General features: G+C 64.8%; 27 protein-coding genes. 15 read left to right on the top strand and 12 right to left on the bottom strand.

Features of this window, described 5'->3' with window-relative positions:
- The first annotated feature begins 338 nt into the window (after positions 1 to 338).
- The 4 genes from ABMA59_RS30410 to ABMA59_RS30395 are packed head-to-tail and all read left to right on the top strand — an operon-like array spanning position 339 to position 4,592.
- Positions 339 to 1,322 (top strand): ABC transporter permease, encoded by a 984-nt coding sequence (locus ABMA59_RS30410; RefSeq protein ID WP_349009128.1) that lies wholly within the window; start codon positions 339 to 341, stop codon positions 1,320 to 1,322.
- Between the two features lie 5 nt (positions 1,323 to 1,327).
- Positions 1,328 to 2,467, top strand: a complete 1,140-nt coding sequence (locus ABMA59_RS30405; RefSeq protein ID WP_349009127.1) for an ABC transporter permease — start codon at positions 1,328 to 1,330, stop codon at positions 2,465 to 2,467.
- Positions 2,467 to 3,486, top strand: a complete 1,020-nt coding sequence (locus ABMA59_RS30400) for an ABC transporter ATP-binding protein (protein WP_349009126.1) — start codon at positions 2,467 to 2,469, stop codon at positions 3,484 to 3,486. Before ABMA59_RS30405 ends, ABMA59_RS30400 begins: the two co-directional genes overlap by 1 nt.
- Positions 3,483 to 4,592, top strand: coding sequence for an ABC transporter ATP-binding protein (locus ABMA59_RS30395; RefSeq protein ID WP_349009125.1), 1,110 nt, complete (start codon positions 3,483 to 3,485; stop codon positions 4,590 to 4,592). Before ABMA59_RS30400 ends, ABMA59_RS30395 begins: the two co-directional genes overlap by 4 nt.
- A gap of 344 nt (positions 4,593 to 4,936) precedes the next feature.
- On the opposite strand, the gene ABMA59_RS30390 is transcribed toward ABMA59_RS30395, so the two are convergent.
- The 4 genes from ABMA59_RS30390 to ABMA59_RS30375 are packed head-to-tail and all read right to left on the bottom strand — an operon-like array spanning position 4,937 to position 8,697.
- A complete protein-coding gene (locus ABMA59_RS30390; protein WP_349009124.1) occupies positions 4,937 to 5,719 on the bottom strand; it encodes a DeoR/GlpR family DNA-binding transcription regulator in 783 nt (260 codons plus the stop codon).
- Between the two features lie 2 nt (positions 5,720 to 5,721).
- Entirely contained in the window at positions 5,722 to 6,519 is a 798-nt protein-coding gene (locus tag ABMA59_RS30385) for an HAD-IIB family hydrolase (protein WP_349009123.1), read from the bottom strand.
- Between the two features lies 1 nt (position 6,520).
- Positions 6,521 to 7,984, bottom strand: a complete 1,464-nt coding sequence (locus ABMA59_RS30380; RefSeq protein ID WP_349009122.1) for a xylulokinase — start codon at positions 7,982 to 7,984, stop codon at positions 6,521 to 6,523.
- 2 nt (positions 7,985 to 7,986) lie between these two features.
- A complete protein-coding gene (locus tag ABMA59_RS30375; protein WP_349009121.1) occupies positions 7,987 to 8,697 on the bottom strand; it encodes a 4-hydroxythreonine-4-phosphate dehydrogenase in 711 nt (236 codons plus the stop codon).
- A gap of 137 nt (positions 8,698 to 8,834) precedes the next feature.
- On the opposite strand from ABMA59_RS30375, the gene ABMA59_RS30370 reads away from it, so the two are divergent.
- From ABMA59_RS30370 to pobA, 11 genes are all read left to right on the top strand, one after another.
- Positions 8,835 to 10,205 carry an ABC transporter substrate-binding protein gene (locus tag ABMA59_RS30370; RefSeq protein ID WP_349009120.1) on the top strand — a complete coding sequence of 457 codons (1,371 nt, stop codon included), beginning with the start codon at positions 8,835 to 8,837 and terminating at the stop codon, positions 10,203 to 10,205.
- Positions 10,206 to 10,284: 79 nt separating this feature from the next.
- Positions 10,285 to 11,223 carry a carbohydrate ABC transporter permease gene (locus tag ABMA59_RS30365; RefSeq protein WP_349009119.1) on the top strand — a complete coding sequence of 313 codons (939 nt, stop codon included), beginning with the start codon at positions 10,285 to 10,287 and terminating at the stop codon, positions 11,221 to 11,223.
- Positions 11,223 to 12,053, top strand: coding sequence for a carbohydrate ABC transporter permease (locus ABMA59_RS30360; RefSeq protein ID WP_349009118.1), 831 nt, complete (start codon positions 11,223 to 11,225; stop codon positions 12,051 to 12,053). Before ABMA59_RS30365 ends, ABMA59_RS30360 begins: the two co-directional genes overlap by 1 nt.
- Before the next feature lie 6 nt (positions 12,054 to 12,059).
- Positions 12,060 to 13,115: an ABC transporter ATP-binding protein gene (locus ABMA59_RS30355; protein WP_349009117.1), complete on the top strand. Its 1,056-nt coding sequence runs from the start codon at positions 12,060 to 12,062 to the stop codon at positions 13,113 to 13,115.
- A complete protein-coding gene (locus ABMA59_RS30350) occupies positions 13,112 to 13,276 on the top strand; it encodes a hypothetical protein (protein WP_349009116.1) in 165 nt (54 codons plus the stop codon). Before ABMA59_RS30355 ends, ABMA59_RS30350 begins: the two co-directional genes overlap by 4 nt.
- A gap of 170 nt (positions 13,277 to 13,446) precedes the next feature.
- On the top strand, positions 13,447 to 14,238 hold the full coding sequence (gene pcaD, locus ABMA59_RS30345) for a 3-oxoadipate enol-lactonase (protein WP_349009115.1): 792 nt from the start codon (positions 13,447 to 13,449) through the stop codon (positions 14,236 to 14,238).
- 1 nt (position 14,239) lies between these two features.
- Positions 14,240 to 14,653, top strand: a complete 414-nt coding sequence (gene pcaC, locus ABMA59_RS30340) for a 4-carboxymuconolactone decarboxylase (RefSeq protein ID WP_349009114.1) — start codon at positions 14,240 to 14,242, stop codon at positions 14,651 to 14,653.
- On the top strand, positions 14,643 to 15,398 hold the full coding sequence (gene pcaH / locus ABMA59_RS30335; RefSeq protein ID WP_349009113.1) for a protocatechuate 3,4-dioxygenase subunit beta: 756 nt from the start codon (positions 14,643 to 14,645) through the stop codon (positions 15,396 to 15,398). The genes pcaC and pcaH overlap by 11 nt, the downstream gene beginning before the upstream one ends.
- Positions 15,398 to 16,009: a protocatechuate 3,4-dioxygenase subunit alpha gene (gene pcaG, locus ABMA59_RS30330; protein ID WP_349009112.1), complete on the top strand. Its 612-nt coding sequence runs from the start codon at positions 15,398 to 15,400 to the stop codon at positions 16,007 to 16,009. Before pcaH ends, pcaG begins: the two co-directional genes overlap by 1 nt.
- A gap of 10 nt (positions 16,010 to 16,019) precedes the next feature.
- Positions 16,020 to 17,093: a 3-carboxy-cis,cis-muconate cycloisomerase gene (locus tag ABMA59_RS30325; protein ID WP_349009111.1), complete on the top strand. Its 1,074-nt coding sequence runs from the start codon at positions 16,020 to 16,022 to the stop codon at positions 17,091 to 17,093.
- 15 nt (positions 17,094 to 17,108) lie between these two features.
- A complete protein-coding gene (gene pobA / locus ABMA59_RS30320) occupies positions 17,109 to 18,281 on the top strand; it encodes a 4-hydroxybenzoate 3-monooxygenase (RefSeq protein WP_349009133.1) in 1,173 nt (390 codons plus the stop codon).
- Positions 18,282 to 18,529: 248 nt separating this feature from the next.
- On the opposite strand, the gene ABMA59_RS30315 is transcribed toward pobA, so the two are convergent.
- From ABMA59_RS30315 to ABMA59_RS30280, 8 genes are all read right to left on the bottom strand, one after another.
- Positions 18,530 to 19,417: an amidohydrolase family protein gene (locus ABMA59_RS30315; protein WP_349009110.1), complete on the bottom strand. Its 888-nt coding sequence runs from the start codon at positions 19,415 to 19,417 to the stop codon at positions 18,530 to 18,532.
- A gap of 2 nt (positions 19,418 to 19,419) precedes the next feature.
- Positions 19,420 to 20,556, bottom strand: a complete 1,137-nt coding sequence (locus tag ABMA59_RS30310) for a vWA domain-containing protein (RefSeq protein WP_349009109.1) — start codon at positions 20,554 to 20,556, stop codon at positions 19,420 to 19,422.
- Positions 20,553 to 21,431, bottom strand: coding sequence for an AAA family ATPase (locus tag ABMA59_RS30305; RefSeq protein WP_349009108.1), 879 nt, complete (start codon positions 21,429 to 21,431; stop codon positions 20,553 to 20,555). The genes ABMA59_RS30310 and ABMA59_RS30305 overlap by 4 nt, the downstream gene beginning before the upstream one ends.
- 16 nt (positions 21,432 to 21,447) lie before the next feature.
- Positions 21,448 to 22,452, bottom strand: coding sequence for a xanthine dehydrogenase family protein molybdopterin-binding subunit (locus ABMA59_RS30300; RefSeq protein ID WP_349009107.1), 1,005 nt, complete (start codon positions 22,450 to 22,452; stop codon positions 21,448 to 21,450).
- 3 nt (positions 22,453 to 22,455) lie between these two features.
- Entirely contained in the window at positions 22,456 to 23,823 is a 1,368-nt protein-coding gene (locus tag ABMA59_RS30295) for a xanthine dehydrogenase family protein molybdopterin-binding subunit (protein WP_349009106.1), read from the bottom strand.
- Between the two features lie 13 nt (positions 23,824 to 23,836).
- A complete protein-coding gene (locus tag ABMA59_RS30290) occupies positions 23,837 to 24,319 on the bottom strand; it encodes a (2Fe-2S)-binding protein (RefSeq protein ID WP_349009105.1) in 483 nt (160 codons plus the stop codon).
- Positions 24,320 to 24,398: 79 nt separating this feature from the next.
- A complete protein-coding gene (locus tag ABMA59_RS30285) occupies positions 24,399 to 25,196 on the bottom strand; it encodes an FAD binding domain-containing protein (RefSeq protein WP_349009104.1) in 798 nt (265 codons plus the stop codon).
- Positions 25,197 to 25,226: 30 nt separating this feature from the next.
- Positions 25,227 to 25,670, bottom strand: a complete 444-nt coding sequence (locus tag ABMA59_RS30280) for an SRPBCC family protein (RefSeq protein WP_349009103.1) — start codon at positions 25,668 to 25,670, stop codon at positions 25,227 to 25,229.
- Between the last annotated feature and the right edge of the window lie 117 nt (positions 25,671 to 25,787).

Raw genomic sequence — 25,787 nt, 5'->3', positions numbered from 1 at the left:
AACCTGCCTTGTGCGTGCGATTGGAGCCAAGCGACTATTCGGTCGTGCGTGACAAAGGCGAAGATCCCAGGCTCACCGACGGTTGTGGCCGAAGGGGGTACGGGCGACTTCGCCAAACCTCGAACCGGATGGCCATCCGGTTCGAGGTTCAGTCGCTGCAATCGCACAAAATCACTCTCGTGCAGATACAAGGGGTGGTGCCTCGGCGTCTCGCCGCAGGCGAGGCGCCGAGGATCATTTGGCAAAGTAGGCCCATATGCGATTGCCCTGGTTCTTACGGGGAGAGGGTGGCGGCAGCCGGGTAAGGAGAGGCGCAGACATCGAAGGCAGGGGGCGCGATGATCTCGTTTCTGTCACGCAGACTTGCCTACACCGCCTTCACCTTGTTGCTGGTGTCGTTCGTCTCCTTCGTCATCATCCAGGCGGCGCCCGGCGACTATGCCGAGATCGTCGCGGCCAAGAGGGCCGCGACCGGGGCCATCATCAGCGCGGCTGATGTGCAGGCCGTGCGCGTCGAACTCGGCCTCGACAAGCCCTGGTACGAGCAATACTGGCGCTGGCTCTCCGGAGCCTTGCAAGGCGACTTCGGCTATAGCTGGCAATGGCGTCGGCCGGTCGGCGAAGCCATCGGCGAGCGCATGCCGCTGACGCTGGCCATCGCCTTCTCCACCCTGCTTTTCATGTATGCCGTCTCGATCCCGATCGGCATATACTCGGCCGTGCATCGTTATTCCTTCGGCGACCACGCCTCCTCGCTGATCGGCTATCTCGGCCTTGCCATTCCGAATTTCCTTCTGGCGCTGGTGCTGATGTATCTCGGCCAGAAATATTTCGGGCAGAGCGTCGGCGGCCTGTTCTCGCCTGAGTTCGCTAACGCGCCGTGGAGTTGGGCGCGCGTCAAGGATTTCCTCTCCCATCTCGTCATTCCGGTGCTGGTGCTCGGCACGGCAGGCACCGCCTATCTGATCCGCTCGATGCGCGCCGCCGTGCTCGACGAACTCGACAAGATGTATGTGCTTGCCGCCAAGGCCAGCGGCCTGTCGCCGATGCAATTGCTCATTCGCTATCCCGTCCGCATGGCGCTGAACCCGATCGCGGCGACGCTCGGCTGGCGGCTGACCTACGTCATCTCCGGCGCGCCGATCGTCGGCTATGTACTGGCGCTGCCCGACACCGGTCCGCTTTTCCTCAACGCGCTTCTCAATCAGGACATGTACCTCGCCGGTGCGCTGATCTTCCTCTATTGCCTGCTCACGATCATCGGGACCTTCGTGTCCGACCTCCTGCTCGTGCTGCTCGATCCGCGCATCCGGCTGGAGTGACGGCGATGTCTCTGCTCGAAGGCCTCGCGCCATCCCGCTTGCTCTTCCGCCGCAAACCCTATCGGCCGGACCTCGCCAGCCAGTGGCAGCTGATGTGGTGGAAGTTCCGCCGCCACAAGATGGCGATGGTCGGCATGGCGCTGCTCGGCATGTTTTTGGCGATGACGCTGTTTGCCGAGACGATCAGCCCCTACCCGCCCGGCCAGCGCAACCAGGATTATGTCGCCGGCGCGCCGATGCTGCCGCGGATGATCGACGAGACCGGAGCCATCCATCTGCGGCCCTTCGTCTACGGCAGCAAGGCGGTGCGCGACATGGTCACGCTGCGCATGACGCACCAGGTCGACACATCGAAGAAATGGCCGATCCATTTCTTCGTCGAAGGCGCGCCCTACCGGCTGCTCGGCATCATCCCGACCGACATCCACCTCTTCGGCACGGAGGAAGGCTTCATCCATCTCTTCGGCACGGATTTCACCGGGCTCGACCTGTTCTCGCGCTCCGTTCACGCGACGCGCGCCTCGCTCGCCGTTGCGTTTGTCGGCGTCACCGTCTCGTTCGTCCTGGGTGCTGCGATCGGCGGCATAGCCGGCTATTTCGGCGGTCGCATCGACAATTTCATCATGCGGCTGATCGAGTTCATCCGCTCGATCCCGACGCTGCCGCTCTGGCTGGCGCTGGCCGCACTGATGCCGCGCGACTGGGGACCGCTCGCCACCTATCTCGCCATCACCACGATCCTGGCGCTGCTCGGCTGGACATGGCTGGCGCGGACCGTGCGCAGCAAGCTGCTCGCCACCCGCCACGAGGATTTCGTGCTCGCCGCGCGGCTCTCCGGCTGCTCGGACGCGCGCATCATACGCCGCCACCTGCTGCCGTCCTTCCTGAGTTACCTGATCGTCGACGCCTCGATCGCCTTCCCCGAAATCCTCTTGGCGGAGACGTCGCTCTCCTTCCTCGGCCTCGGCCTGCGCGAGCCGGTCGAAAGCTGGGGCGTGCTGCTCTTCGCCGCGCAAAGCATCCGCGCCATCGACCAGGCGCCGTGGCTGATGATCCCCGGAGTCTTCGTCATCGTCGCGGTGCTGGCCTTCAACTTCGTCGGCGACGGCCTGCGCGACGCCGCCGATCCGTATTCGAAGTCATGATGATCGCACCCATCGAAGCCCCTGTCCTTTCCGTGCGCGGCCTGTCGATCGCGCTGGACACCCGCGACGGCAATTCCGTGCCGATCACCCAGGACGTGTCGTTCGACATCGCGCGCGGCGAGGTGCTGGCGCTGGTCGGCGAAAGCGGTTCCGGCAAGAGCGTCACTGCGCTGGCGCTGATGCAACTGCTTGGCGCCAACCTGAAGGTCGCACGCGGCGAGATTGCCTTGCAGACCCAGGACGGTTTCCGCGCCGACGTGGCGAAACTCGGTACGCGCGGCAAGGGCATCGAGGCGATCCGCGGCGCCCGCATGGGCATGATCTTCCAAGAGCCGATGAGTTCCTTCTCGCCCATCCACACGATCGGCCAGCAGATTGCCGAGGTGGTGACGGTGCATGAGGATGTCGGGCGCAAGGCTGCGCGGGCGCGGGCCGCCGAACTGCTCGGCAAGGTCGGCATTCCCGACCCGGTCGGCGCGCTCGACCGGTATCCGTCGGAGTTCTCCGGCGGGATGCGTCAGCGCGCCATGATTGCCCGGGCGCTGATCTGCGGGCCGAGCCTGCTGATTGCCGACGAGCCGACGACGGCCCTCGACGTCACGATCCAGGGCCAGATCCTCGAACTCCTGCGCACCCTGCAGCGCGACCTCGGCATGGCGATCCTGTTCATCACCCACGACCTCGGCATCGTCGCCCAGATGGCCGACCGGGTGGCGGTCATGTATTCCGGTCGCATCATCGAGAGCGCTCCGGTGCGGGACATCTTTCGCAAGCCTGCCCATCCCTACACTCGGGCGCTGCTCGACGCGGTTCCGCGCCTCGGCGACATCGATCGCGGTCGCCGCATCCGTCCCATCGCCGGCTCTGTGCCCAACATTTTTGACGTCCCGCCAGGCTGCCGTTTTCATCCGCGCTGCCCGGTGGCTGTGCTGCCGCGCTGCGCCGAGTTGCAGCCGCCGCGCTACGGCAACGGCCGCCACGAGGTCGAATGCGTCCATGGCGAGAAGGTTTTGGCATGACGACCGAAACATTTTCCGCGTCGGCATTGGCCAAGGATTCGACAGCAAAGCCGCTGCTCACCGTCAAGAACCTGTCGGTGCGATTCCCGACGCGCACCAAGGGTTTTTTTGCAAAACCGGCCGGCTATGTCAGCGCCGTGGACGACGTGTCGTTCGAGATCGCGCACGGCGAGACGCTCGGCCTGGTCGGTGAAAGCGGCTCGGGCAAGACGACGCTCGGGCTGGCGGTGCTGCGCGGCGTCGAGCCGACATCCGGCACCGTCGAACTCACCACGGACGGCCGCACGTTGAAGGTCACCAGCCTCGACAAGCAGGCGCTGCGCCGCTCGCGCCACCACATGCAGATGATCTTCCAAGACCCCTATGCGTCGCTCAACCCGCGCATGACGGTGCGCGACATCATCTCCGAACCGCTGATCGCCGGCGCCGGCGATTGGGGCCGGCTGTCACGCAAGGAGATCGACGACCGCGTGGTCGACATCGCGGTGAAGTGCGGCCTGTCGAAGGACCAGTTGAAGCGTTTTCCGCACGCTTTCTCCGGCGGCCAGCGCCAGCGCATCGCGATTGCCCGCGCGCTGGTGCTCAATCCGGCGCTGGTGGTCTGCGACGAGCCGATCTCCTCGCTCGATGTGTCGATCCAGGCGCAGATCCTCAACCTTCTCGCCGACCTGCAGGAAAGCCTCGGGCTGACCTACCTGTTCATCGCCCACGACCTCGCCGCCGTCGCCTATGTCTGCAACCGCGTCGCAGTCATGTATCTCGGCAAGATCGTCGAGGTCGGCACGACGCGGCAGGTCTATTATACGCCGAAACACCCCTACACCGAGGCGCTGATGTCGGCGGTGCCGGAGCCCGATCCGGACGCCCCGCGCCGGCCGATCCTGCTCACCGGCGAGCGGCCCGATCCTGCCAATCCACCTTCAGGCTGCCGTTTCCGCACCCGCTGCGGTTATGCTACCGCTCTCTGCGCCGAACGTGTGCCAGCGCTTCGCGAGACGGACGACGGCCACATGGTCGCGTGCCATCATGCAGACCAATTGAAGCTGCGGGGAGCGCTGGATTTCGCGGGTTCGGAGCGGCAGGCGGCGACCGATGGTCGCTTTTGATTAGGAGGCTGCCTCACCAACGACGTGGTCAATCACTGTCTTGCCAGAAATCTCCAACGGTCAATGGCATGGCAATTGCAAATGGCCGCCGTCGCACTCCGTCCAACACCCCTCATCCGACCTCGCTTCGCGAGGCCACCTTCTCCCACAAGGGGAGAAGGGAGAGCGCTGCATTTTCGTCTCGGCAAATCTCCAACTTTGGTGATTGGTGGAGAGGTTTACGCGAAACTCCCCCTTCTCCCCTTGTGGGAGAAGGTGGCCTCGCGAAGCGAGGTCGGATGAGGGGTGTTGGACGGAGTGCCACGGCGGCCATTTGCGACGGCCCCGCTGGACGGTGGACTTCCTCACCGCCCCGCAAACACATGCAAATCCGACCCCACCTGCTGCATCGCCTCGCGGAACCCCGCAGGCGGCTCGGCGTCGGTGACGACATCGGAAATGTCGCCGAGCTTGCAGACGCGCTGCAGGCTGGCGCGGCCGAACTTGTCGTGGGTGACGACCAGGACGGTCGACATGGCCTGGCCGATCATCGCCCGCTTCACGGCGACCGCGCCCGATATCATGTCGTTCGGCCCGTCGACGGTTATGCCCGATGCACCGATGACGGCGATGTCGGCATTGTAGCGGCTGACATATTCGACCGTGTCCTCGCCGAGCACGCTGCCCTCGCGATTGTCGTAGGTGCCGGGGCAGAGAATGACACGGAAGGTCGGATTGCCGCCGGAAACCGAGGCTATGCCGGTCGAATTGGTGATGATCGTCAGGTCGCGGCTGAACTGCGCAAGGTTGCGCGCCACCTCGTAGGTGGTCGAGCCCCCGTCGATCATGACGATCTGGCCCTTCTCCACCAGCCCGACCGTGCCGCGGCCGATGCGGGCACGCTCCTCGACGAGCGTCAGGCCGCGCTCGGAAATCGCGGGTTCGCTGGTCACCAGCGAGATGGTGGCGCCGCCATAGGTGCGGTTGATCAGCCCGGCATCGCCGAGTTCGATCAGGTCGCGGCGGATGGTTTCGCCGGCGACGCCGATGCGTTTGGCGAGTTTGGAGATGCGGATGGCGGCCGAGGTTCGTATCTCGGAAAGGATCAGCTCGTGCCTTTCCTTCTTGGTCAGCCTGCCGTTGTCCATTCCTACCCCTTTGCCGCGATCAGCATGTCCGCGAGTTCCGCAAATCCGTCCGCGCCTCGACCCTTAGCCACATAGGCTGGCGGCGCGGGCAAATCATCCCCGAAATCAAGCACATTAGCTACACCGACGCTGTTGGGGAAGAAGCCGAACATGGGGGAATCGTTCGGACTGTCGCCGGCAAAGGCGATCCGGTCGCACTCGCGGTCGATATCGATGCCGAAGCAGGTTTTCAGGAACAGCCGGCTGGTCGACAATTTGTCATAGCCACCGAACCAGCCGTTGACGTGGATCGACGAGATTTTTGCGGTCGCCCCGAATCGCTGGAAGATGCCGACGATCCTTTGCACGTCGGTTTTCGGCAGGGGCGGCACATCCTCGCAGAAATCGATGGCGAGATCGGCCTCGCGAAAAGCCTGGTCGGCGGCGACGGCGGCGCCCGGTATTTCGGCCAGAACCGCCTCGCGGATGCGAGCGAGCCGCTCGGCATCATGCCGGCGCTCGTCGGCGCTCTTGGCGTAGTGGCGGGTCAGCCGCCGGCTTTCGTCCTCGTAGCGGAAGAAGAACGCACCATTCTCCCCCACCACGCCGTCCACGGGCCATTGGCGGGCGATCAGGTCGCACCATCCGGCTGGCCGGCCGGTGACCGGCGCCACGATGAAGCCCGCCTGCTTCAGCCGCTCCAATGCGCTGTAGGCTTTGGCCGGCAGCCGGCCGTGCTCGGTCAGCGTGTCGTCTATGTCGGTCAGCACCACCGAGATTTTTCGGCGGTCCTCCACGGGCGCCTCGGCAAGCGGCCGCATATCAGGCGTCCTCCGCATAGAGCGGCGTCAGCGCCTCGAACAGGGTTCGGTAGCGGCGATGGCAGCGGTCATAGATATCGGCGCGGACCAGATCGGGCATGATGACATCCACGGTACGCGGCGTCGCAGCCGCGGCCTCGGCGACGCTAGCGGCATTGCCCACGGCGACGCCGGCGAGGATGGCCGCTCCAATCGGCGAGGTATCCGCCGCATCCAGCACCTCCACCGGCCGCCGGCTGACATCGGCGCGGATTTGCGCCCAGATGCGGCTCCTGGCACCGCCGCCGCACAGGCGGATGCGGCCGGTCTCGACACCCATGGCCTCAAGCCGGGCGACCACGTCGCGCATGGCGAAGGCGCAGCCTTCCAGCAGCGCCCGGGCGCAGGCGGCCCTGCCGTGCGCGGGCGTCAGCCCGTATAAGGCGCCGCGCGCGCCCTCGATCCAGCGCGGCGCCATCGCCCCGTTGAGTGCCGGCAGGAACAGGAGATCGCCGCTTCCCGGCGCAGCACTCGCGGCGAGCGCCGAAAGCTCGGCAGGCGAACCGATACCGAAGGTCGACAGGAACCATGTCACCGCGCCGCCGGCCAGCCATCCCGGATTGCCGAGATAATAGCGGCCGCCGACATAGCCGTGAGTCTGCACAAGCCCTTCGCCATCCAGCCTGCGCTCGTCCGACACGACGCCGATGACCTCGCCGGTGCCGAGGCTCACCGACACGATGCCCGGCTCGACCACGCCCGCGCCGATGGCATTGGCGAAATCGTCGCCTGTGCCGACCGCGACCGTGATGCCCGCCGGCAGACCGGTGAGTTCGGCCCCCGCCGGCGACAGCGCGCCGGCCGCCGCCGAAGCCTCGCCGATCAACGGCATTTGTTCGCGTTCGACCTCGAACAGGTCGAGAAGGTCACCGGCGTAGCCGCGTTCCTCAAGGCCATAGAGCATGGTCGTGGAGGCCAGCGCATGGTCCATGACCGCCTCGCCGCAGAGTCTCTCCACCAGGAACGACACCGGCTGGTGCCAGGTCCGGCAGGCCGCCGTCTCCGGCAGGTGACGCTTCATCCAGCGGATCTTCGCAGCCATGTGCGAGGCGTCGAGCACCAGCCCGGTCCGCTCGCGGATACGGGCGGCATCGATTCCGGCCACCTCGCCGACGGCGCGCCGGTCCATCCAGATGATGCAGGGCGCAAGCGGGGACCCGTCGTAGTCCACCGGCACGCAGCCGTCGAGCTGGCCGCTGACGGCGATGCCCTTGATGTCGCGCGGCTTCAGCTTTCCTGCATCCAGCGCCTTGCGGATGGCCAGCCGCAGCGCGGCGAGCCAAAGCGCCGGATCCTGCTCGGCCCAACCGGGTGCGGGAAAGCGCGGCTGATAAGGCACACTCGCCTCGCCTCGTATCCTGAAGCGATCATCGACGACGATCGCCTTGAGACTCTGCGTGCCGAGATCGATGCCGACGACGGCCACGCTCAGGCGCTCTCGCAGTCGGCGAGTACGTCGCGAAGCTGCGAGATGATCGAACCCTTCGACGGCGAATAGGAGCCGTTGAACACCGCGGTGCCTATGGTGAAGGCGTCCGCGCCGGCCGCCTTCACCGCCCTGATCCGCTCCGCCGAGGTCACCGCGCCGGCGACGATCAGGTATTTGTCCGGCCCCAGCCCCTTTCGTGCGGCGCGCACAAGGTCGATCGGGTCGGCCTCGGTGGCGCGATAGGCGAGGATGTCGCAGCCGGCGCAACCCTTCTCGATAAATCCCCGGCAATCCGCCTCTACGTCGGCCGCCGTGCCGCCGAGTTTTGTCGGATGTCCCACCGGCTTGCCGGGGAAGGGGAAATAGGTGGTATCGCTGCCTTCCAGAAGGTCGAGTATCTCATTCACCTGTGTACCGCCGAGCAGCCGCTGCACGCCGAGATCCCTGGCGATCCGCGCCGATTGCAGGCAGGCCTCCGGCGTGGTCGAGACCACTTCCATGTAGGAGATCGCGCCGGCCCGGTGGATGCCCTCGACCAACGTCTTCAGCACCGATGGCGGCACGCCGATATCCTTGAAGCCGATATGTCTGAGGCGGACGGGCTCGATCAGCGCCATCAGGTCGAGGCTGTCCTCGACCGTGCGGTCGTCGCGCGTCAGCATGAAAATGAAATCCATCACGATCCGGCACCCTGCAATCTTTTCGGCCACGCGTCGATCCCGGCCAACATGAAACGGTCATAGCATCGTTGCACATAAATTTGCAAGTTACCACATTTTGGTTTGCGACATGGCACATTCTGTGCCACAAAGCTTCTCGAAAAGGGGGGAGCACTCAGGAGATGTCGATGAAGACCTTGGCAGGCCGCCTTATCATGGGAGGCATCGCCTCAGTCCTGTTGCATGTCGCACAGGCTGGGGCGTGGACACTGGAAGAAGCCGCGAAGCCTTACAGCGGCGCCACCATCCGCGTGGTCGGCGAGGCGCTGCCGCCGCTGGAGGCGCTGGCAAAACTCGCCCCGCAATTCGAGGCTGCCACCGGCATCGACGTCGAAGTCGAGATGTACGAGCACTCCGAAGCGGTGAACAAGGTGCAGCTCGACCTCAACTCGAAGCGCGGACGCTACGACGTCATCATCCAGCCGCATCGCGAGCTCGGCAAGTTCGCCACCAACGGCCATCTGCTGGAACTCAGCGGCTTCATGAACGATCCGGCGCTGCGCGATCCGACGTTCAAGCCCGAGGAACAGCTCTACCAGAAGCCGTGGAAGGAGATTTCCTGGTATGACGGCAAGGAATACGGCTTTCCCTTCACCGTGCTCAACCTGTTCATGTGGTATCGCACCGACCTGCTAGCGGACCCGAAGGAGCAGGAAGGTTTCAGAGCCAAATACGGCTACGACCTCGCACCCGCCCAGAACTGGGACCAGTATCGCGACATCGCCGAATGGTTCTATCGCCCCGACCAGGGCCTCTACGGCACCGCGCTGCAGGCCAAGCGCCACGAGGCGCTGTGGTACGAGTGGCTGAACTTCCTCTATTCGTTCGGCGGCGACGTGCTCGACGTGAAGAGCGGCTCCGAATGCGGCCCGGTCATCGTCAACAGCCCAAAGGCAATCGCCGCGCTCGACTACTACAAGAGCCTGCTCGCCTTTTCGCCGCCTGACAGCCTGAACTATTTCTGGGACGACGTGATGGCCTTGATGCAGCAGGGCAAGGTCGCCGAGCTGATCATGTGGAATGACGCCACTTACGCCGTCGCCGTCGACGAGACCGCCTCGACGGTGGTCGGCAAGGTCGGCTTCGACATCACCCCGCAGGGCGAAGGCGGCAAGGTCGGCCAGATCGAAGGCTGGACCTACCTTGTGCCGACCTATTCCAAGAACCAGCAGGCCGCGTTTCTCTTCATCCAGTGGATGATGGGCTACGACCGCCAGCTCGACCAGCATCTGCATGGCGGCGCCACCGGCCGGCCGGATGTCTACGCCGCGGCGGAGGTGCAGAAGCTGCCCTATTCCAATGCCTCGATGGCGGCGCACGAGGCCGGCAGGCCGAAGGCGACGTTGCCGCAATCCTCCGAGATGACCGACATTCTCGTGCGCGAACTCTCCTCCTCGCTCACCGGCGAAAAGAGTTCGAAGGCCGCGCTCGACACAGCGGCCAAGGAAATCTCTGAACTTCTGGGCTCCTGCGCGCCGATGACCTATCCGGCACTGTAAGGTCTTTTCGCCGCGCGACGGCCGCCTTTCTGGGGCGGCCGTCCCCTTTTGATCCTCATCGTTCGAGGCCGGATCGCCCGTGACCACCAGAACCGCCAGCACCCGTGGAACGCTCCTGCTCGACCGCGGCATCGGCCCGCTGCTCGTGCTGCCGGCGACGGTCCTCGTCATCGTGTTCCTCGTCGGCCCGTTCTATTACATGATGTACACCGCGACGACGGATCTCAGCTTCGCCGACGCCAGCCGCAACGGCAATTTCATCGGCCTCGACAATTTCCGCAAACTGATGCGGGACGATCCGCTGTTCTGGGACTCGTTCCTGCTGACGCTGAAATTCGTGGTGCTCGCCGTCTCCATCGAATTCTTGCTGGGTTTCGCGCTCGCCTTCCTGATCTTCAAGTTCGTCGCCCGCCAGCGCCTGCTGACCACGCTGCTGCTCATCCCGATGATGATCGCGCCGGTCGCCGTCGGCCTGATCTGGAGGCTGCTGCTGCAGGGCGATTTCGGCATGGTGACCTACTACATGCGCAAGGTCGGCCTGCTGTCGCAAAACGCGGCAGTGTTGTCGTCGCCTGACCTCGTCTTCCCGGCCATCGTCGCCATCGACGTCTGGCAGTGGACGCCCTTCGTCACCCTGGTCATGCTGGCGGGGCTTATGAGCCTGCCGCGCTCGCCCATCGAGGCGGCGATGATGGACGGCGCCGGCCCGCTGCGCATCTTCCTCGACGTGATGCTGCCGCTGCTGAAGCCCATCATCGCCCTGGTGCTACTGTTGCGCGGCATCGACGCCTTCAAGGAATTCGACAAGGTGTTCATCATGACCGGCGGCGGGCCGGGCACTCTGACCGAACTCGTCTCCATCTACGCCTACCGTGTCAATTTCCGGAACTGGGATCTCGGCTACGGCGCGGCGGTGGCCTTCATGGTCTATCTGGTCGTGCTGATCCTCTGCTCGATCTTCTACAAGGCGATCTACTGGTCGGCAAACCGGCCGACGCCGCTCGGAGGGCATTCGTAATGGATCGCCCCGCAAGCCGTCCGTGGATCGCCTTCGCCTGGGCCGTGCTGGCCGTGGCAGTGGTGATCGCGCTCACGCCCTATCTCTGGATCGTGCTGGCGTCGTTCAAGAACCGCGTCGACCTGTTCGCCTCCATCCCCAAATGGACCTTCACCCCGACGCTCGCCAATTATCCCGCCGTCTTCATCGGCAAGGACTACTGGCCGCTCGCCATCAACTCCCTGATCATCTCCACCTCCTCGACCGCGCTCTGCATTTTGATCGGCGCGCCGGCCGCCTACGTCTTCGCCCGCATGGATTTTCCGGGCAAGGAAGACCTGTTCTTCTTTTTCCTGACGACCCGCATGGCGCCGCCGATCTCGATCGCGGTGCCGCTGTTCCTGTTCTTCACCGCGCTCGGGCTGATCGACACGATCTACGCCGTGGTGATTGCCCACACCTCCTTCAACCTGTCGCTGGTGGTGTGGATGATGCGCGGCTTCTTCGCCGACATCCCGCGAGAGATCGACGAAGCGGCGGTCATGGACGGGCGCTCGCGGCTCGGCGCCTTCCTGTTCATCGTCGTGCCGCTGGCAGCACCCGGCATCGCCGCCACCGCGGTGCTGTGCTTCATCCTGTCCTGGAACGAGTTCCTCTACGCCTTCATCCTGGTCGCCTTCGAGGGCAGGCCGCTGACGGTCGGCATCCCCGGGCTGGTGACGCCGCACGGCACGCTGTGGGGGCAGGTGGCGGCGGTGGCGATCGTCGCCACGCTGCCCATCGTCGTCTTCACCTTCATCGTCCAGCGGCAACTGGTCCGCGGGCTGACATTTGGCGCCGTCAAGGGCTGATCGTGCATGGGCATCGTTTTCGAGGGCGTCTCAAAGATCTTTCCGGACGGCACCGCCGCCCTGCACGGGCTTGATCTCGCCTTCGAAACCGGCGAGTTCATCGTCCTGCTCGGGCCGTCCGGCTCCGGCAAGACCACTGCCTGCCGGGTGCTCGCAGGGTTGGAGAACCCGACCGGCGGCCGCATCCTGGTCGGGGGGCGCGACATCACCGCCCTGCCGCCGCGCCTGCGCGGCATCGGCATGGTGTTCCAGAACTATGCGCTCTACAGCCACAAGAGCGTTTTCGAGAACATCGCCTACCCGCTGCGCGTGCGGAAAATCCCGCGCGCCGAGATCGAGCGCAGCGTCAAGGCCATGGCCGACCTCCTGCAGATCGGCCGTTATCTGCATCGAAAACCCGGCCAGCTCTCCGGCGGCCAGGCGCAGCGCGTCGCGGTGGCGCGTGCGCTGGTCTGGCAGCCTGACATCTGCCTGATGGACGAACCGCTCTCCAATCTCGACGCCCTGCTCCGGCTGCACATGCGCACCGAGCTGAAGCGCCTGCACCGGGAGTTGCGCAAGACTTTCGTGTTCGTCACCCACGACCAGGAAGAGGCGATGACGCTCGCCACCCGCGTCGCCGTGCTGCGCGACGGCGAACTGGTCCAGTTCGATACGCCGCAGACCGTCTACCGCAAGCCAGCCAGCCGCTTCGTCGCCGAATTCATGGGCCGGCCGGCAATGAACACGTTTGACGGCAGCGTTGCCGGCGGCAAATTCAGGGCGGCCAGTTTCGAATGGGCGGTGCCGGGCCTGCCGGACGGTCCGATCACGCTCGGCATCCGCCCCGAACAGATCGAACTGGTCGACGCCTCCGCAACGGATTCCGTCGCCTTCGAGGTGGACGTGGTCGAACATGTCGAGCCGGACATGCTCATCTTCGCGCGGCGCGGCGCGAGCAACCTGATCGTGCGCGCGCCCAACGGCAGGCGCGGCCCCGAGCACGGCGCGCTGCTGCACCTGCGTTTCCCGCCGGACGCCTTGCACGCCTTCGATTCGAAAACCGGAAAACGCCTGCCGTGAGCGCGCTCGCCGTCTTCATCCCGTTTCCGCTCACGGCGCTCTTCGCCATTTTGTTCTATCGGTTCAACCGCCGCCGAAAATGGTTCACCGTCGGCGAAATGATCTTCTGGGACATCATTGTCCTCATCGTCCTGCAACTCATCTGGCTGATCTGGTTCTGACCCGCGGGAAGACGCCCCCTACTGCCCTACTGCCCTACTGCCCTACTGCCCTACTGCCCCACTGCCCTACCCCCTCCTCGCCGCCTCCCCCAAAATATCATTTTGCTGAACCGAACAGGTGGTGCAACCTGCGCCAAAGCCATTGAGACAAGTCTCGGGAGGAACAAGCCTTGTCGTTTGCCAAGATCGGCAGCGTCTCGCTGCATTACCGTTTCACGCCTTCGAGCGCGGACGCGGAGCCGATCGTCTTCATCAATTCGCTCGGCACAGATTTCCGCATCTGGGACACGATGGCCGCCGATTTCGCCGGCGACGTTCCCTTCCTCGTCTATGACAAGCGCGGCCACGGCCTGTCCGCCCTCGGCGACGGCATCATGTCCATCGACGACCATGTCGACGACCTGCTCGGCCTGCTCGACCTTCTCGCCATCGGCCGCGCAGTCATCTGCGGCCTGTCGGTCGGCGGCCTGATCGCGCAGCGGCTCTGCCAGAGGCGGCCAGAATTGGTGGCCTCGCTGATCCTCTGCGACACGGCGCACAAGATTGGCACGAGCGAGACTTGGAACACGCGCATTGCGACGGTCGAGACGCAAGGCATCGCGGCCATCGCCGACGGCGTCATGGAAAAATGGTTCACACCCGCCTTCCATGCAAACAGGGCGGCGGAACTTGCCGGCTACCGCAACATGCTCGTCCGCCAGCCGGTCGCGGGTTACGCTGGCACCTGCGCGGCGATCCGGGACGCGGACTACACCGAGGCGGCCGCCGAAATCGCCGTGCCGTCGCTCTGCATCGTCGGCGACCAGGACGGTTCGACGCCGCCCGAACTCGTTCGCTCTTTGGCCGCGCTCATCCCCGGTTCACGCTTCGAGATCATTAGAGACGCCGGCCATATCCCTTGCGTCGAACAGCCGGACGCGCTTGCGGCGCTGATCCGCGGCTTCGTCCCGTCCGGAGCATGACATGAAGGATATCCCGCCCAGTTCCGACCGCTATGACACCGGCATGGCTGTGCGCCGCTCGGTGCTCGGTGATTCGCATGTCGACCGTGCCCAGGGGAACACCACCGAATTCGACCGGCCGTTCCAGCAACTGATCACCGAGGCGGCCTGGGGCACGCTGTGGGCGCGGCCCGGCTGGTCGAAGCGCGAGCGGTCGATCGTCACGCTCGCCCTGCTCGCCGCGCTCGGCCATGACGACGAACTCGCCATGCATGTCCGCGCCACCGCTAACACCGGAGCGTCGCGGGACGACATCTGCGAGGCCTTCCTTCACGTCGCAATCTATGCCGGCGTGCCGGCGGCCAACCGCGCCATAAAGATTGCCAAGGAGGTTTTTGCCGAGATGGACCGAAAGGCGGACGGCCATGGCCGCTGAGCCCTTCTCCAACAAAGGAGCGGAAACCGGCGGCTTCTTCGCCCGCGACCGCAACTGGCATCCGCCGGCCTTCGCGCCCGGCTACAAGAGTTCCGTGCTGCGCTCGCCGCAGCGTGCGCTGCTATCCTTCGACAACACGCTGTCCGAGATCACCGGCCCCGTCTTCGGCCACGACATGCTCGGCGAAAGTGACAACGACCTGATCCACAATTTCGCAAAACCCGGCGAAAGCGCCATCGGCGAGCGCATCATCGTCCATGGCCGCGTCATCGACGAGCGCGGCAGGGGGGTGTCCGCTGCGCTGCTGGAATTCTGGCAGGCCAATGCCGGCGGGCGCTACCGGCACGCGAAAGACGGCTATCTGGCCGCGCTCGATCCGAATTTCGGCGGCTGCGGGCGCACCGTCACGGACGAGGACGGCGGCTATGTCTTCCGCACCATCCGGCCCGGTCCCTACCCCTGGCCGAACGGCCCCAACGACTGGCGCCCGGCGCATATCCACTTCTCGGTATTCGGCCACGGCTTTGCCCAACGGCTGGTCACGCAGATGTATTTCGAGGGTGACCCGCTGATCTGGCTCTGCCCGATCGTGCGAACGATCCCCGACAAGGCGGCGGTCGAGATGCTGATCGCCACGCTCGACATGCAGGCCGCGATCCCCATGGACGCGCTCGCCTACCGCTTCGACATCGTGCTGCGCGGCCGCCGTTCCACGCCGTTCGAAAACCGGCCGGAGGGCAACTGATGGCCCGCCCCGGCCAGGCTTTGAAGGAAACGCCGTCGCAGACAGCCGGCCCTTATGTGCATATCGGCCTGACGCCGAATTTCTGCGGCATCGGCGGAGTCTATCGCGAGGACCTCGGCACCGGCATGGTCAACGACAAGGCTGTCGGTGATCTAATTACGCTGACCATCCGCATCCTGGACGGCGCCGACGCGCCCTTGCGCGACGCGCTGATCGAAATCTGGCAGGCCGATGCCACCGGCTTCTACAATTCGCCCTCCGACACGCGCGGAAAAGCCGATCCGAATTTTTCCGGCTGGGGCCGGCAGGCGACCGACATGCAGACCGGCGAATGCCGATTCCTGACCATAAAGCCCGGCCGCGTGCCACATCGCAACGGCCTGATGGCGCCGCATGTGACCATCTGGATCGTGGCGCGCGGCATCAATGTCGGCCTGCACACTCGCCTTTATTTCGCCGACGAGACCGCCGCCAACGCCGAAGACCCTATCCTTTCCCGCATCGAGCATTTTTCGCGCAGGCAGACGCTGCTGGCCGAGCGCACGGCGGACGGCTACGCCCTCGACATCCGCCTTCAGGGCGAGCGCGAAACGGTCTTCTTTGACAGTTGACCGCCAGCCAATGACTGTTTCCCCCTTCGATCACCCAATCCTGTCCGGCCTGCTGGGCGACGAAGCGGCTGCGCGGCATTTTTCGGTCGATGCCGAACTCGCAGCCATGCTCGCCTTCGAAAGCGCGCTCGCCGGGGCCGAGGCTGAACATGGCGTCATCTCCAAGGACGCGGCAGAGCGCATCGTCGCGGCCATCGCCGGCTTCCGGCCGGAGATGGCAAGACTGTTCGAGGCGACCGCGCGCGACGGCGTGCCCGTGCCGGAACTGGTGCGCCAGCTTCGCCAAATCACCGGCCAGCCACATGGCGCAAAAATCCACTTCGGCGCGACCAGCCAGGATGCGGTCGACACAGCGCTTGTGCTGAGGCTAAAGCCACTCGCCGCCGATCTTGATGCGCGACTGACAGCACTCGACCGCGGGCTCGGCACGCTCGGAGAAACGTTCGGCAACAACGCCCTGATGGGCGTCACCCGCATGCAGCCGGCCATCCCGATCCGCGTCTCCGACCGCATCGCGGCCTGGCGCGGTCCTCTCCAGCGGCACCGCGACCGGCTCGCCCGCCTGTCCGAGGACCTGTTCGTCGTCCAGTTCGGCGGCGCCGCCGGCACGCTGGAAACGCTCGGCGAAAAAGCGGGCGCAGTGCGGAGGTCGCTCGCCGAGAAACTCGGTCTCAGGGACGCGCCGCAATGGCAGAGCCAGCACGACGCCCTCGCCGATTTCGCGGGCTGGCTCTCGCTCGTCACCGGCAGCCTCGGCAAATTCGGGCAGGACGTCGCGCTGATGACGCTGGACGGGCGCGGCATAAAACTCACCGGCGGCGGCGCTTCCTCTGCCATGCCGCACAAGCAGAACCCGGTGAAAGCCGAAATGCTGGTGACGCTTGCCCGGTTCAATGCCCTGCAGCTTTCCGGCATGCACCAGGCACTGGTACACGAATTCGAACGCTCGGGCGCGGCCTGGACGCTCGAATGGATGATCCTGCCGCAGATGGCGGTCGCCGCCGCTGCCTCGCTGCGCAACGCCATCGACCTCGCCGCCAGCATCGAGTGTCTGGGGGAAGAGCCCGGCAGCGGAGTGGCCTAGATGCCTTCGCAAAGAGTGCGCACCCAGGTCGTCATCATCGGCTCCGGCCCGGCCGGCCTTCTGCTCGGCCAGTTGCTCGCCGGAATCGGCGTCGACACGATCATCCTCGAACGCTCGAGCCGCGCGCATGTGCTCGCCCGCGTCCGCGCCGGCGTTCTGGAGCAGGGCACGGTCGACCTGCTCGAACAGGCCGGCGTTGCCAGGCGCCTGCGTGCCGAGGGCCTGCCGCATCACGGCATCTCGCTCGCCTTCGACAACCGCCTGCACCGCATCGATCTTTCCGCTCTTACCGGCGGCAAACATGTCACCGTTTACGGCCAGACCGAGATTACCCGCGACCTGATGGAGGCGCGCGCCGCGGCCGGCCTCCCCACCCATTTCGAGGCCGTAAACGCCGCGCCGATGGAGTTCGGCGGCACCTCGCCCGCGGTCACTTTCGATCAGAACGGCATCGCATACCGCATCGATTGCGACTTCATCGCCGGCTGCGATGGATTTCACGGCGCCAGCCGCCAGGCCGTGCCGGCGGGGGCGCTGAAAACCTACGAGCGGCGCTATCCGTTCGGCTGGCTGGGGGTTCTCGCCGAAGTTCCGCCCGCCGATGCCGAACTGGTCTACGCCAACCATGCGCGTGGTTTCGCGCTCTGCTCCATGCGCTCGCCGACCCGCAGCCGCTATTATGTCCAGTGCCCGATCGACGACCGCGTCGAGGACTGGAGCGACACCCGCTTCTGGGACGAGCTGCGCCGCCGCCTGCCCGACACCGTCGCCGACGCCGTCACCACCGGCCCGTCCTTCGAAAAATCCCTGGCGCCGCTGCGCTCCTTCGTCGCCGAGCCGATGCGTTTCGGAAAACTGTTCCTGGCCGGCGACGCCGCGCACATCGTGCCGCCGACCGGTGCCAAGGGTCTGAACCTCGCCGCCAGCGACGTGCGCTATCTCTTCGAGGCTTTTCGCGAGCACTATGCCGAAAGGTCTACAGCCAGCCTCGATGCCTATTCGCAACGCGCCCTGTCGCGCGTCTGGAAGGCGGTGCGCTTCTCCTGGTGGATGACCACCTTGCTCCACCGCTTCCCCGACACCGACGATTTCGGCCAGCGCATCCAGGAGGCCGAACTCGACTACGTCGTCCATTCCCGAGCGGCTTCGGCGGCGCTGGCGGAAAACTATGTCGGCCTGCCGATGTGAGGACAGTTTTGCGGAGCCCGCCTGACTGTCCGCGACAACAACCATGAGTTACGAACGCCCCGCCCGCAAGCGCGCAACGGACACGTACGTCATGGCCGGGACGCCGAAAAGAGGCGTTGCGGCAAGTTCATGAGGGGTCCGCGTCAGGTCAAAACGATTTTTCGGCGGCAGATTCCGGATAAACCTTTGAAATCACGTCCTATTTTGAAGTTGACGCGACTTGGCGTGCTTCCCGTAAGACCGGGTTTTCAGACCGGCCGATAGACTTTCTCCGCCGTGTTCCAGAAAATATTCCCCTGATCTTTCAAGCTCTTGCGGCTCGCGGCTGCATGATGCGCGGTGATGAGCTCTGCATGAGAAGTCCACAATTTCTCGATCGGGAAGTTCGAGCCGAACATCAGCCTGTCGCTGCCTAGAATATCGATAGCCGAATCGTAGATCAGCGCAATCAGCGCCGGGTCGTTCCGGTGCTCGAAAGTGCCCAGCCCGGACAATTTCGCATATAAATTCGGGGCCTTGGCGAGTGTCCACAGACCTTCCTTCCATTCCTCCACCGTCTTCTCATCGCTGGCCGTCAACATGCCGGCATGGGTCAGGATGAAATCGGTTTGCGGATTCTCTCCAACCAGCTGCAACCCGTCCTTCATCTGAGCCGGGAACAGTTGCAAGTCGAAGGAAAGGCTGTAATCCTTTAGCCGGCCTACATTTTTCCTGACGACTGGATCGATCACCTGATCCGCCGATTTTGCGAAGCGGAAAGCCGGCGTCTCGTGCCAATGCAACTGCATCCGCACCCCGCGCAGAAGTGGATATTTCGTCAGCCGGTCGATCTGCGGCCGGACATCGTCGACGGTAAAATCCGTATATCCGACAATGGCATGCGGCCATCCGCTGCGCTCCGCCGTCTCGCTCAGGAAAGCCACTTCCTTCTCAAAATCCTCTTTGGCCCAGTTGGTCTGGACGTAAATTGCCTTCTCGACTCCTGAGTCCTTCTGGTCTTCCAGAAACTCCTCGATCGGATAGTCCCGCCGGATCGGCTCGTAAGGTCCGAAGATGCGCGGAACCATCGGTCCGACCAGCCAGGGCTGGTCGTTCTGGCGCCAGATGTGGAAGTGAGAATCGATTGTTTTCCGCATGGTTACGCCCTTTCGTTCCACATATGTTCCGCATTCGGCGCGGGTTGGGCAAGCGACAGGATGAACTTTGTCAGCGTCGACAACGACGATCCGTCGACCAGATCGTCAAGCACCGGCAAAATCGCTTTCAAAGCAGCGGTTTGCGGCCGAAACCGCGAGTCGCCGGCCAGCGGCGTCGCCAGCGACAGCCGCCAGGCCCGCGCCGAAATCCGGCGCATCGCCGTCTCCATCTCGGCATGATCTCCCCGCTCGAGCCCGTCCGAAAGGATCACCACTCCCGCCCCCCTGGCGAAGGCCGAAAACCTCGGAACCGACAAAAAAGCGAGCAAAACCGGGCCGATACGGGTTCCGCCGTCCCAGTCCTCCACCAGCGCCGAGGCCCGCGCCAGCGCCTGCTTTCGGCCTCGCAGGCGCAACGGCCCGGTGATGCGCGTCAGCCTCGTGCCGAAGGTGAAGATTTCGGCGCCGGGCGCCGCCTGCACAACAGTATGCGCAAGCCGCAAATAGTCTTCCGTCCACAGTTTCATCGATCCAGAAATATCGATCAGGATCAATAGCTTGCGTGGAACGAGCTGACGCTCGCGGAAGAGCGGCACCGGTACATCGCCGTCCGCCGTAACGATCTCCCGCAGCGAGCGGCGCAGGTCCAATTTCGCGCGCCCATGCGTGCGCACATTGCGGAATGATCTGCGGACCGGCAGAGCGGCCGGCAGTTCGCGGCGGAACTCTGCCAGCGCATCCTGGCCACGTCCGAAATCGCGCAGGCCAAGGCGCTCGGCGGCGGAAGCCGTTTCACCGCTCTCATCGTCCCGACGGATGTCAACTTCCTGCTTTTGTTCGCCGACATCGTCCTTGATGCCGGTTTCTTCCTCGCCTTCCGCCTCGACAAGGTTTTCGATCTCGCCATGGAAGAAGGCGCGAAAATGCGCCTCGAACTCGCCGCGCCGGTCGGGCGCAGGCCCCAGCATTGCAAGTGCTGCCTCGTGGATGTCGCGCATCGAGCGCGGACCGAGAAGGGTGATGGCCTGCATGAAACCCGTAACCTGCTCGGGCGAGATGGAAAAGCCGAATTTTCGCAGATGGCGGGCAAAGCCGAGGAAAGGCGCAGCTGCAGGCAGAAGAGCTGCGCCGCCGTTCACCCCAACGCCTCCTCGACGATCCGATCCAACTCCGGCGCGATATAGGAAAGATCCTCCTCGTCCTTGATCAGCACGCCGATGGCGCGGCGGAAGGCGAGCGGCCAGGGCGACCCGGCTTTTTCCAACATGGTCGCTGCGTTCGCCCATTCGACTGCCTCGGCAATGCCAGGCGGTTTTGCCAGCGGGTGGGCGCGGATGCCGCCGACGGCCTTGGCAACCGCCCGCGCCGTGGTCTCGGCGACATCGCCGGCGCGCAGCATGATGATTGCGGCCTCGCGGCCTGCATCGGGATAGGCGATCCAATGATAGACGCAGCGGCGGCGCAATGCCTCGGCCAATTCGCGTGTACGGTTGGAGGTCAGCACCACGACCGGCTGGCTGGCGGCTGTCAGGGTGCCGCGCTCGGGAATGCTGATCTGGAAATCCGAGAGGAATTCCAGCAGCAAAGCCTCGAATTCATGATCCGAGCGGTCGATCTCGTCCACCAGCAGCACCCGCCGCTCGGGTGCGCGCAGCACCTGCAACAGCGGCCGATCGATCAGGAAGCGGTCGTCATAGATGTCGATCTCCTGGTCGCCGGCGTGGCGGATGGCGAGCAGCTGCCGCTGATAATTCCACTCATAAAGCGCATGCGCGGCGTCGATGCCTTCGTAGCATTGCAGCCGCACCAGATCGCGTCTGAGCACATGGGCGATCGCCTTGGCGGCCTCGGTCTTGCCGACACCGGGTGCGCCTTCCAAAAGCAGCGGCTTTCCAAGGCGAATCGCCAAAAACACTGCCGTGGCAAGGCCTTCGTCTGCGATGTAGCGGGCATTTTCCAACGCCGCCGCGATGGCTTCCGGCGAGGCTGCGATCTGTTCGGCGGATGCGTTCATCGGATCGTGCGACCGGCTAAGCCGCCCGCTGTTCCTTCAGCGCCCTCAGAATCCGCTCGGGCGTGATCGGCAGCATGTCGATGCGAACGCCGACCGCATCGAAAACCGCGTTCGCCACCGCGGGGATCTGCGGGTTGGCGCACATTTCGCCCGGTCCCTTGGCACCGTAGGGACCGTCGGCCGCAGGCCGCTCCAGCACGATGATCTCGGTTTCGGCGAGATCGCCCGGACCCGGCATCAGATATTCGTTGAAGTCCGTGCCTGCATGGTCGCGGCTGGGATAATAGGGCTCGGTGGTCTCGTAGAGGGCATGCGAGATGCCCATCCACGAGCCGCCGACAAGCTGCTGCTCGACCATTTTCGGGTTCAGCGCGCGGCCGATCTCGAAGACATTCTTGACCGACACGACCGTGACCTCGCCGGTCTCGTCGTCCACCTCGACATCGGCCACCGTACAGGCGTGCGCATAGCAGGTGGACGGCTTCATCGCGCCGGTCTCGACCTCCGGATAGGAGCGCGGGACCAGAAACATGCCACGACCGGAAATCGAGCGGCCGAGTTTAAAATGCGCTGTGAGTGCCGTGTCGAAGATCGAGATGGATTTTTGCGGCGCGCCCTTCACATGGATGTTGCCGGTGCCGTCAGTTTCGAGATCGTCCGCGTTCACTTCGAGCGCTTCCGCAGCGACTTCCAGCATGACCTGCCGCGCCTCGCGTGCCGCCTGCACGACGGCGTTGCCGATGCGGTGCGTGCCGCGCGAGGCGAAAGTGCCCATGCAGTGCGGGCCGGTATCGGTGTCGGCAGTGTCGATGATCACCTGTTCGGTCGGCACGCCGATGGTCTCGGCGCAGATCTGCGCCATCACTTGCTTCAGCCCCTGCCCGAGGTCGACGGAGGACAGCGTCACCATGAAATTGCCGGTCGGCGTCGAGTGCACCAGCGCCTGGCTGGGATCGCCGCCGAGGTTCATACCGGTCGGGTAGTTGATCGCCGCCACGCCGCGGCCGCGCCGGATCGCCATCGCTCAGGCCCCCTGCTTGTAGGACGACATTTTCAGGTATTTCTCCGCGACCGGCCAGTTGGCGGCGCGCGACGCCTCCTGCATGCACTCGATCAGCGCAGCACCCGTTGTCGGCTGGCGATGGGCCTTCATGTCGCCGTCGCGATAGGCGTTGACGAAGCGGAATTCGAGCGGGTCCATGCCGATCAGCCGCGCCAGCTTATCCATCTGCACCTCCAGCGCGAAGTCGGCGATGGTCACGCCGAAGCCCCGCATCGCCGAGGACGGCGTGCGGTTTGTGTAGACGCAGTAGGTGTCGATCCAGACGTTCGGCACAGTATAAGGACCGGGATAGTGCGCGGCGCCCTTCTGCGCGCCATAGGGCGAATGCCGCGAATAGGCGCCGGCGTCGGTGTAGCCGGTCACCTTGCGGCCGACGATGCGCCCGTCCTTCGTCACGCCGTCCTTGATGACGATCTTTTCGGCCGCGCGCGGCGAGGAAATCTGCATCTCCTCGTAGCGGTCATAGATGAAGGAGACCGGCCTCCCGGTCAGTCTTGCGGCGAGAATGGCGATCGGCTCGACGATGACGTCGACCTTGCCGCCGAAACCGCCGCCCACCGTGCCGCCGACCATGTGCAGCTTGTGGCCCGGCATCTGCAGGATGATCGAAGTGTTGTCGAGCGTGAAGAACATCGCCTGCGTATTCGTGTGGCAGGTGAAACGGTCGTTGCCTTCCGGCACGACGACGCAGCCGGTGGTCTCCGTCGGCGCCTGCTCGATGGGCGACGACGCATAGGTCTGCTCGAGGATATGGTCGGCCTCGGCAAACCCTTTTTCGATGTCTCCGAAGCGCACCTTGCGGTGATCGCCGCTATCGTAGAGGTAAAAATTGCCGGGATGGTGCTCGTTGACAGGCGGCGCGCCGGGTTTCAGCGCCTCCTCCATGTCGAAAACGGCAGGCAGCACCTCATAGTCGACCTTGACCTTGTCCACCGCTTCCTGCGCGGCTCGCTCGGTCTCGGCGACCACGGCGACCACCGCCTCGCCCTTCCAGCGGACCTTGTCCTCGGCCAGCACGTATTCGTCTTCAGGCCCGACCTGGATCAGGATCAGGATGGTGTAGAGGTTGTGCGGAATATCCTTGGCCGTCAGCACTCTTACCACGCCCGGATGTTTTTCAGCCGCCGACGTATCGATGCTTCTGATGCGCGCGTGGTGATGCGGGCTGCGCACCATCTTCAGGTGCAGCAAACCGGGAAAGCTGCGGTCGGCGAAATAGGCGGTCTTGCCGGTGACATGGCCCGGCGCGTCGGAGCGCGGGCGGCTCTGGCCGATCTCGTGCAGATCGTCCTTGCGCTCGTCGGCGAAGTAGTTTTTGCGCAGTTCCATTGCGGAAAACTCCTCAGGCCGCGTGATGCGAGTTGGAACGCGCCGCCGAAAGGATAGCGCGGATGATCGGCTCGTAGCCAGTGCAGCGGCAGATGTTGCCCGATATGGCGTCGACCACCTCCTCGCGCGTGGGGTTCGGCACGCGGTCGAGCAGCGCCTTGGCAGCCATGATCATGCCTGGCGTGCAGAAGCCGCATTGGATGGCGAACCCCTCCTGGAAGGCGCGCTGCAATGGGTGGAGCACGCCGCCTTCCGCCAGCCCGGACGTGGTGGTGATTTCAGCGCCTTCGCAGGTCTCGGCAAGTGTCAGGCAGGACAGCCTGAGTTCGCCATCGACCAGCACCGAGCAGGTTCCGCATGTGCCCTGCTGGCAGCCGCCCTTCGGCGAGGTGTCGCCGAGCTTTTCGCGCAGGACCTTCAGAAGCGTCGAGCCGCTTTCGACGAATTCGGCCTTTTCGTCGCCGTTGAGCACGAACTGGATCGGTACCTTCGCCATTCTTTTCTTCCTCCCGCGCCGGCCCGAGCAGGCAGCGCTTTCTGGCGATTCCCTGGAGGCCCGTTTGTACGAACGGACCTTACGACAGCAGCAGCCGGCCGAGATGGACCGGCAGAACCTCCGCCCGGTACCAAGCGCTGGCGATGGCGTCGGTGATCGGCGCCGTGCCTTGCGTGGCGGCGGCTAGTGCTGGCGCGATGCCGTCTGCCGTGCGCGTGCGGCCGATCAGCGCCTTTTCGGCGGCGAGCGCACGTATCGGCCGATCTGCCATGCAGCCCAACGCGATGCGGGCGTCGCGGATGCTGCCGTCAGCCGCCTCGTCGAACATGGCCGCGATGCTCAGCACCGACACGCCCTTCGGCTTGACCCGCGCCACCTTCGCGAAACGGAATTTTTTCGGCTCCGGCACGTCGAAACGCACCGCGCCGACGATGCGGCCGGCGTCGGCGTCCCTACCCTTGATGAAGGCTTCAATCGGCGTAGCCTGGTCGCCTTCCAAAACCTCGGCGTCCAGCGCCAGCAGCGCCACGGCGAAGTCGCCATAGGGCGCCGGCGCGAACAGGTTGCCGCCGACGGTCGCCATGTTGCGGATCGCGGGGCCGCCGACGGCGCGCGCTGCCGCCGAAATCGACGCCAGAGCCGGATGACGCGCGATGGCCGCCATGGTCACCGACGCACCGATGGTGGCGCGGTCGCCTTCCACGGAGATCGCCGACAATGCGGGATCGGTCGAACGCACGAAGGTGGACAGCGAGACGTCGCCTTCGTTGGCGGCGCGGACCACCAGCGTGCCGCCGCCGATATAACGCGCGCCGCCGGCTTTCAAAGCCGCGCCTGCGTCGTTCACACTGGCGAATGTTTTAAGTCCAAGTGGCATCGTTTTCTCCCCGGGCCGACCGCGAAGACTTCAGCTTTGCGCGGCGAAATGGTTCTTCAGCGCGTTGAAGCCACCCTGGAAGACGTTTTCGCCCATGCCCTTGGCAATCTCGTCGGCCTTGTCGACCGGCGCATCGAACTCCGCCGTCCACACCGCATAGGTGCGGTCGCCATCGGTGACGCGCTCCAATTTCAGCGTCGACGTGTGGTTCGAGATCGGCGCCGGGTGTCCGATGATCGAATAGGTGGTCAGGTACTCGCCATCCGAGAAGGCGACGAGCCGTTCACGAATGGTCGCGCCCGAAGCTACCTTGAAGGCGCGCACGGCGCCGATGTCGGTCGCCGACTTGCCGTCCTCGATTTGGCTTTCGACCATGCGTGGATGCCAAGTTGGCAGGCCGTTGAAGTCGCGGATGCGCGCCCAGACCCTTTCCACCGGCGCGTCGATGACGCTGGAAACATGAACCTTCGCCATGCGGCGCTCCTCCCAGATTGCACGTTGGGAGAAATCTATGCCGGCCACCGTGGGGGCGCTTATCAATCAGTCTTGGGCGCTTATCGATGCGTCTGAAAAAGTCGCGCCGTCCACCGT

This window comes from Mesorhizobium yinganensis (assembly GCF_040081985.1).
In the GTDB taxonomy this organism is placed as follows: domain Bacteria; phylum Pseudomonadota; class Alphaproteobacteria; order Rhizobiales; family Rhizobiaceae; genus Kumtagia; species Kumtagia yinganensis.
Note: the sequence above shows the minus strand (reverse complement) of the source record. Positions and strands in the feature narration are given on the sequence as shown.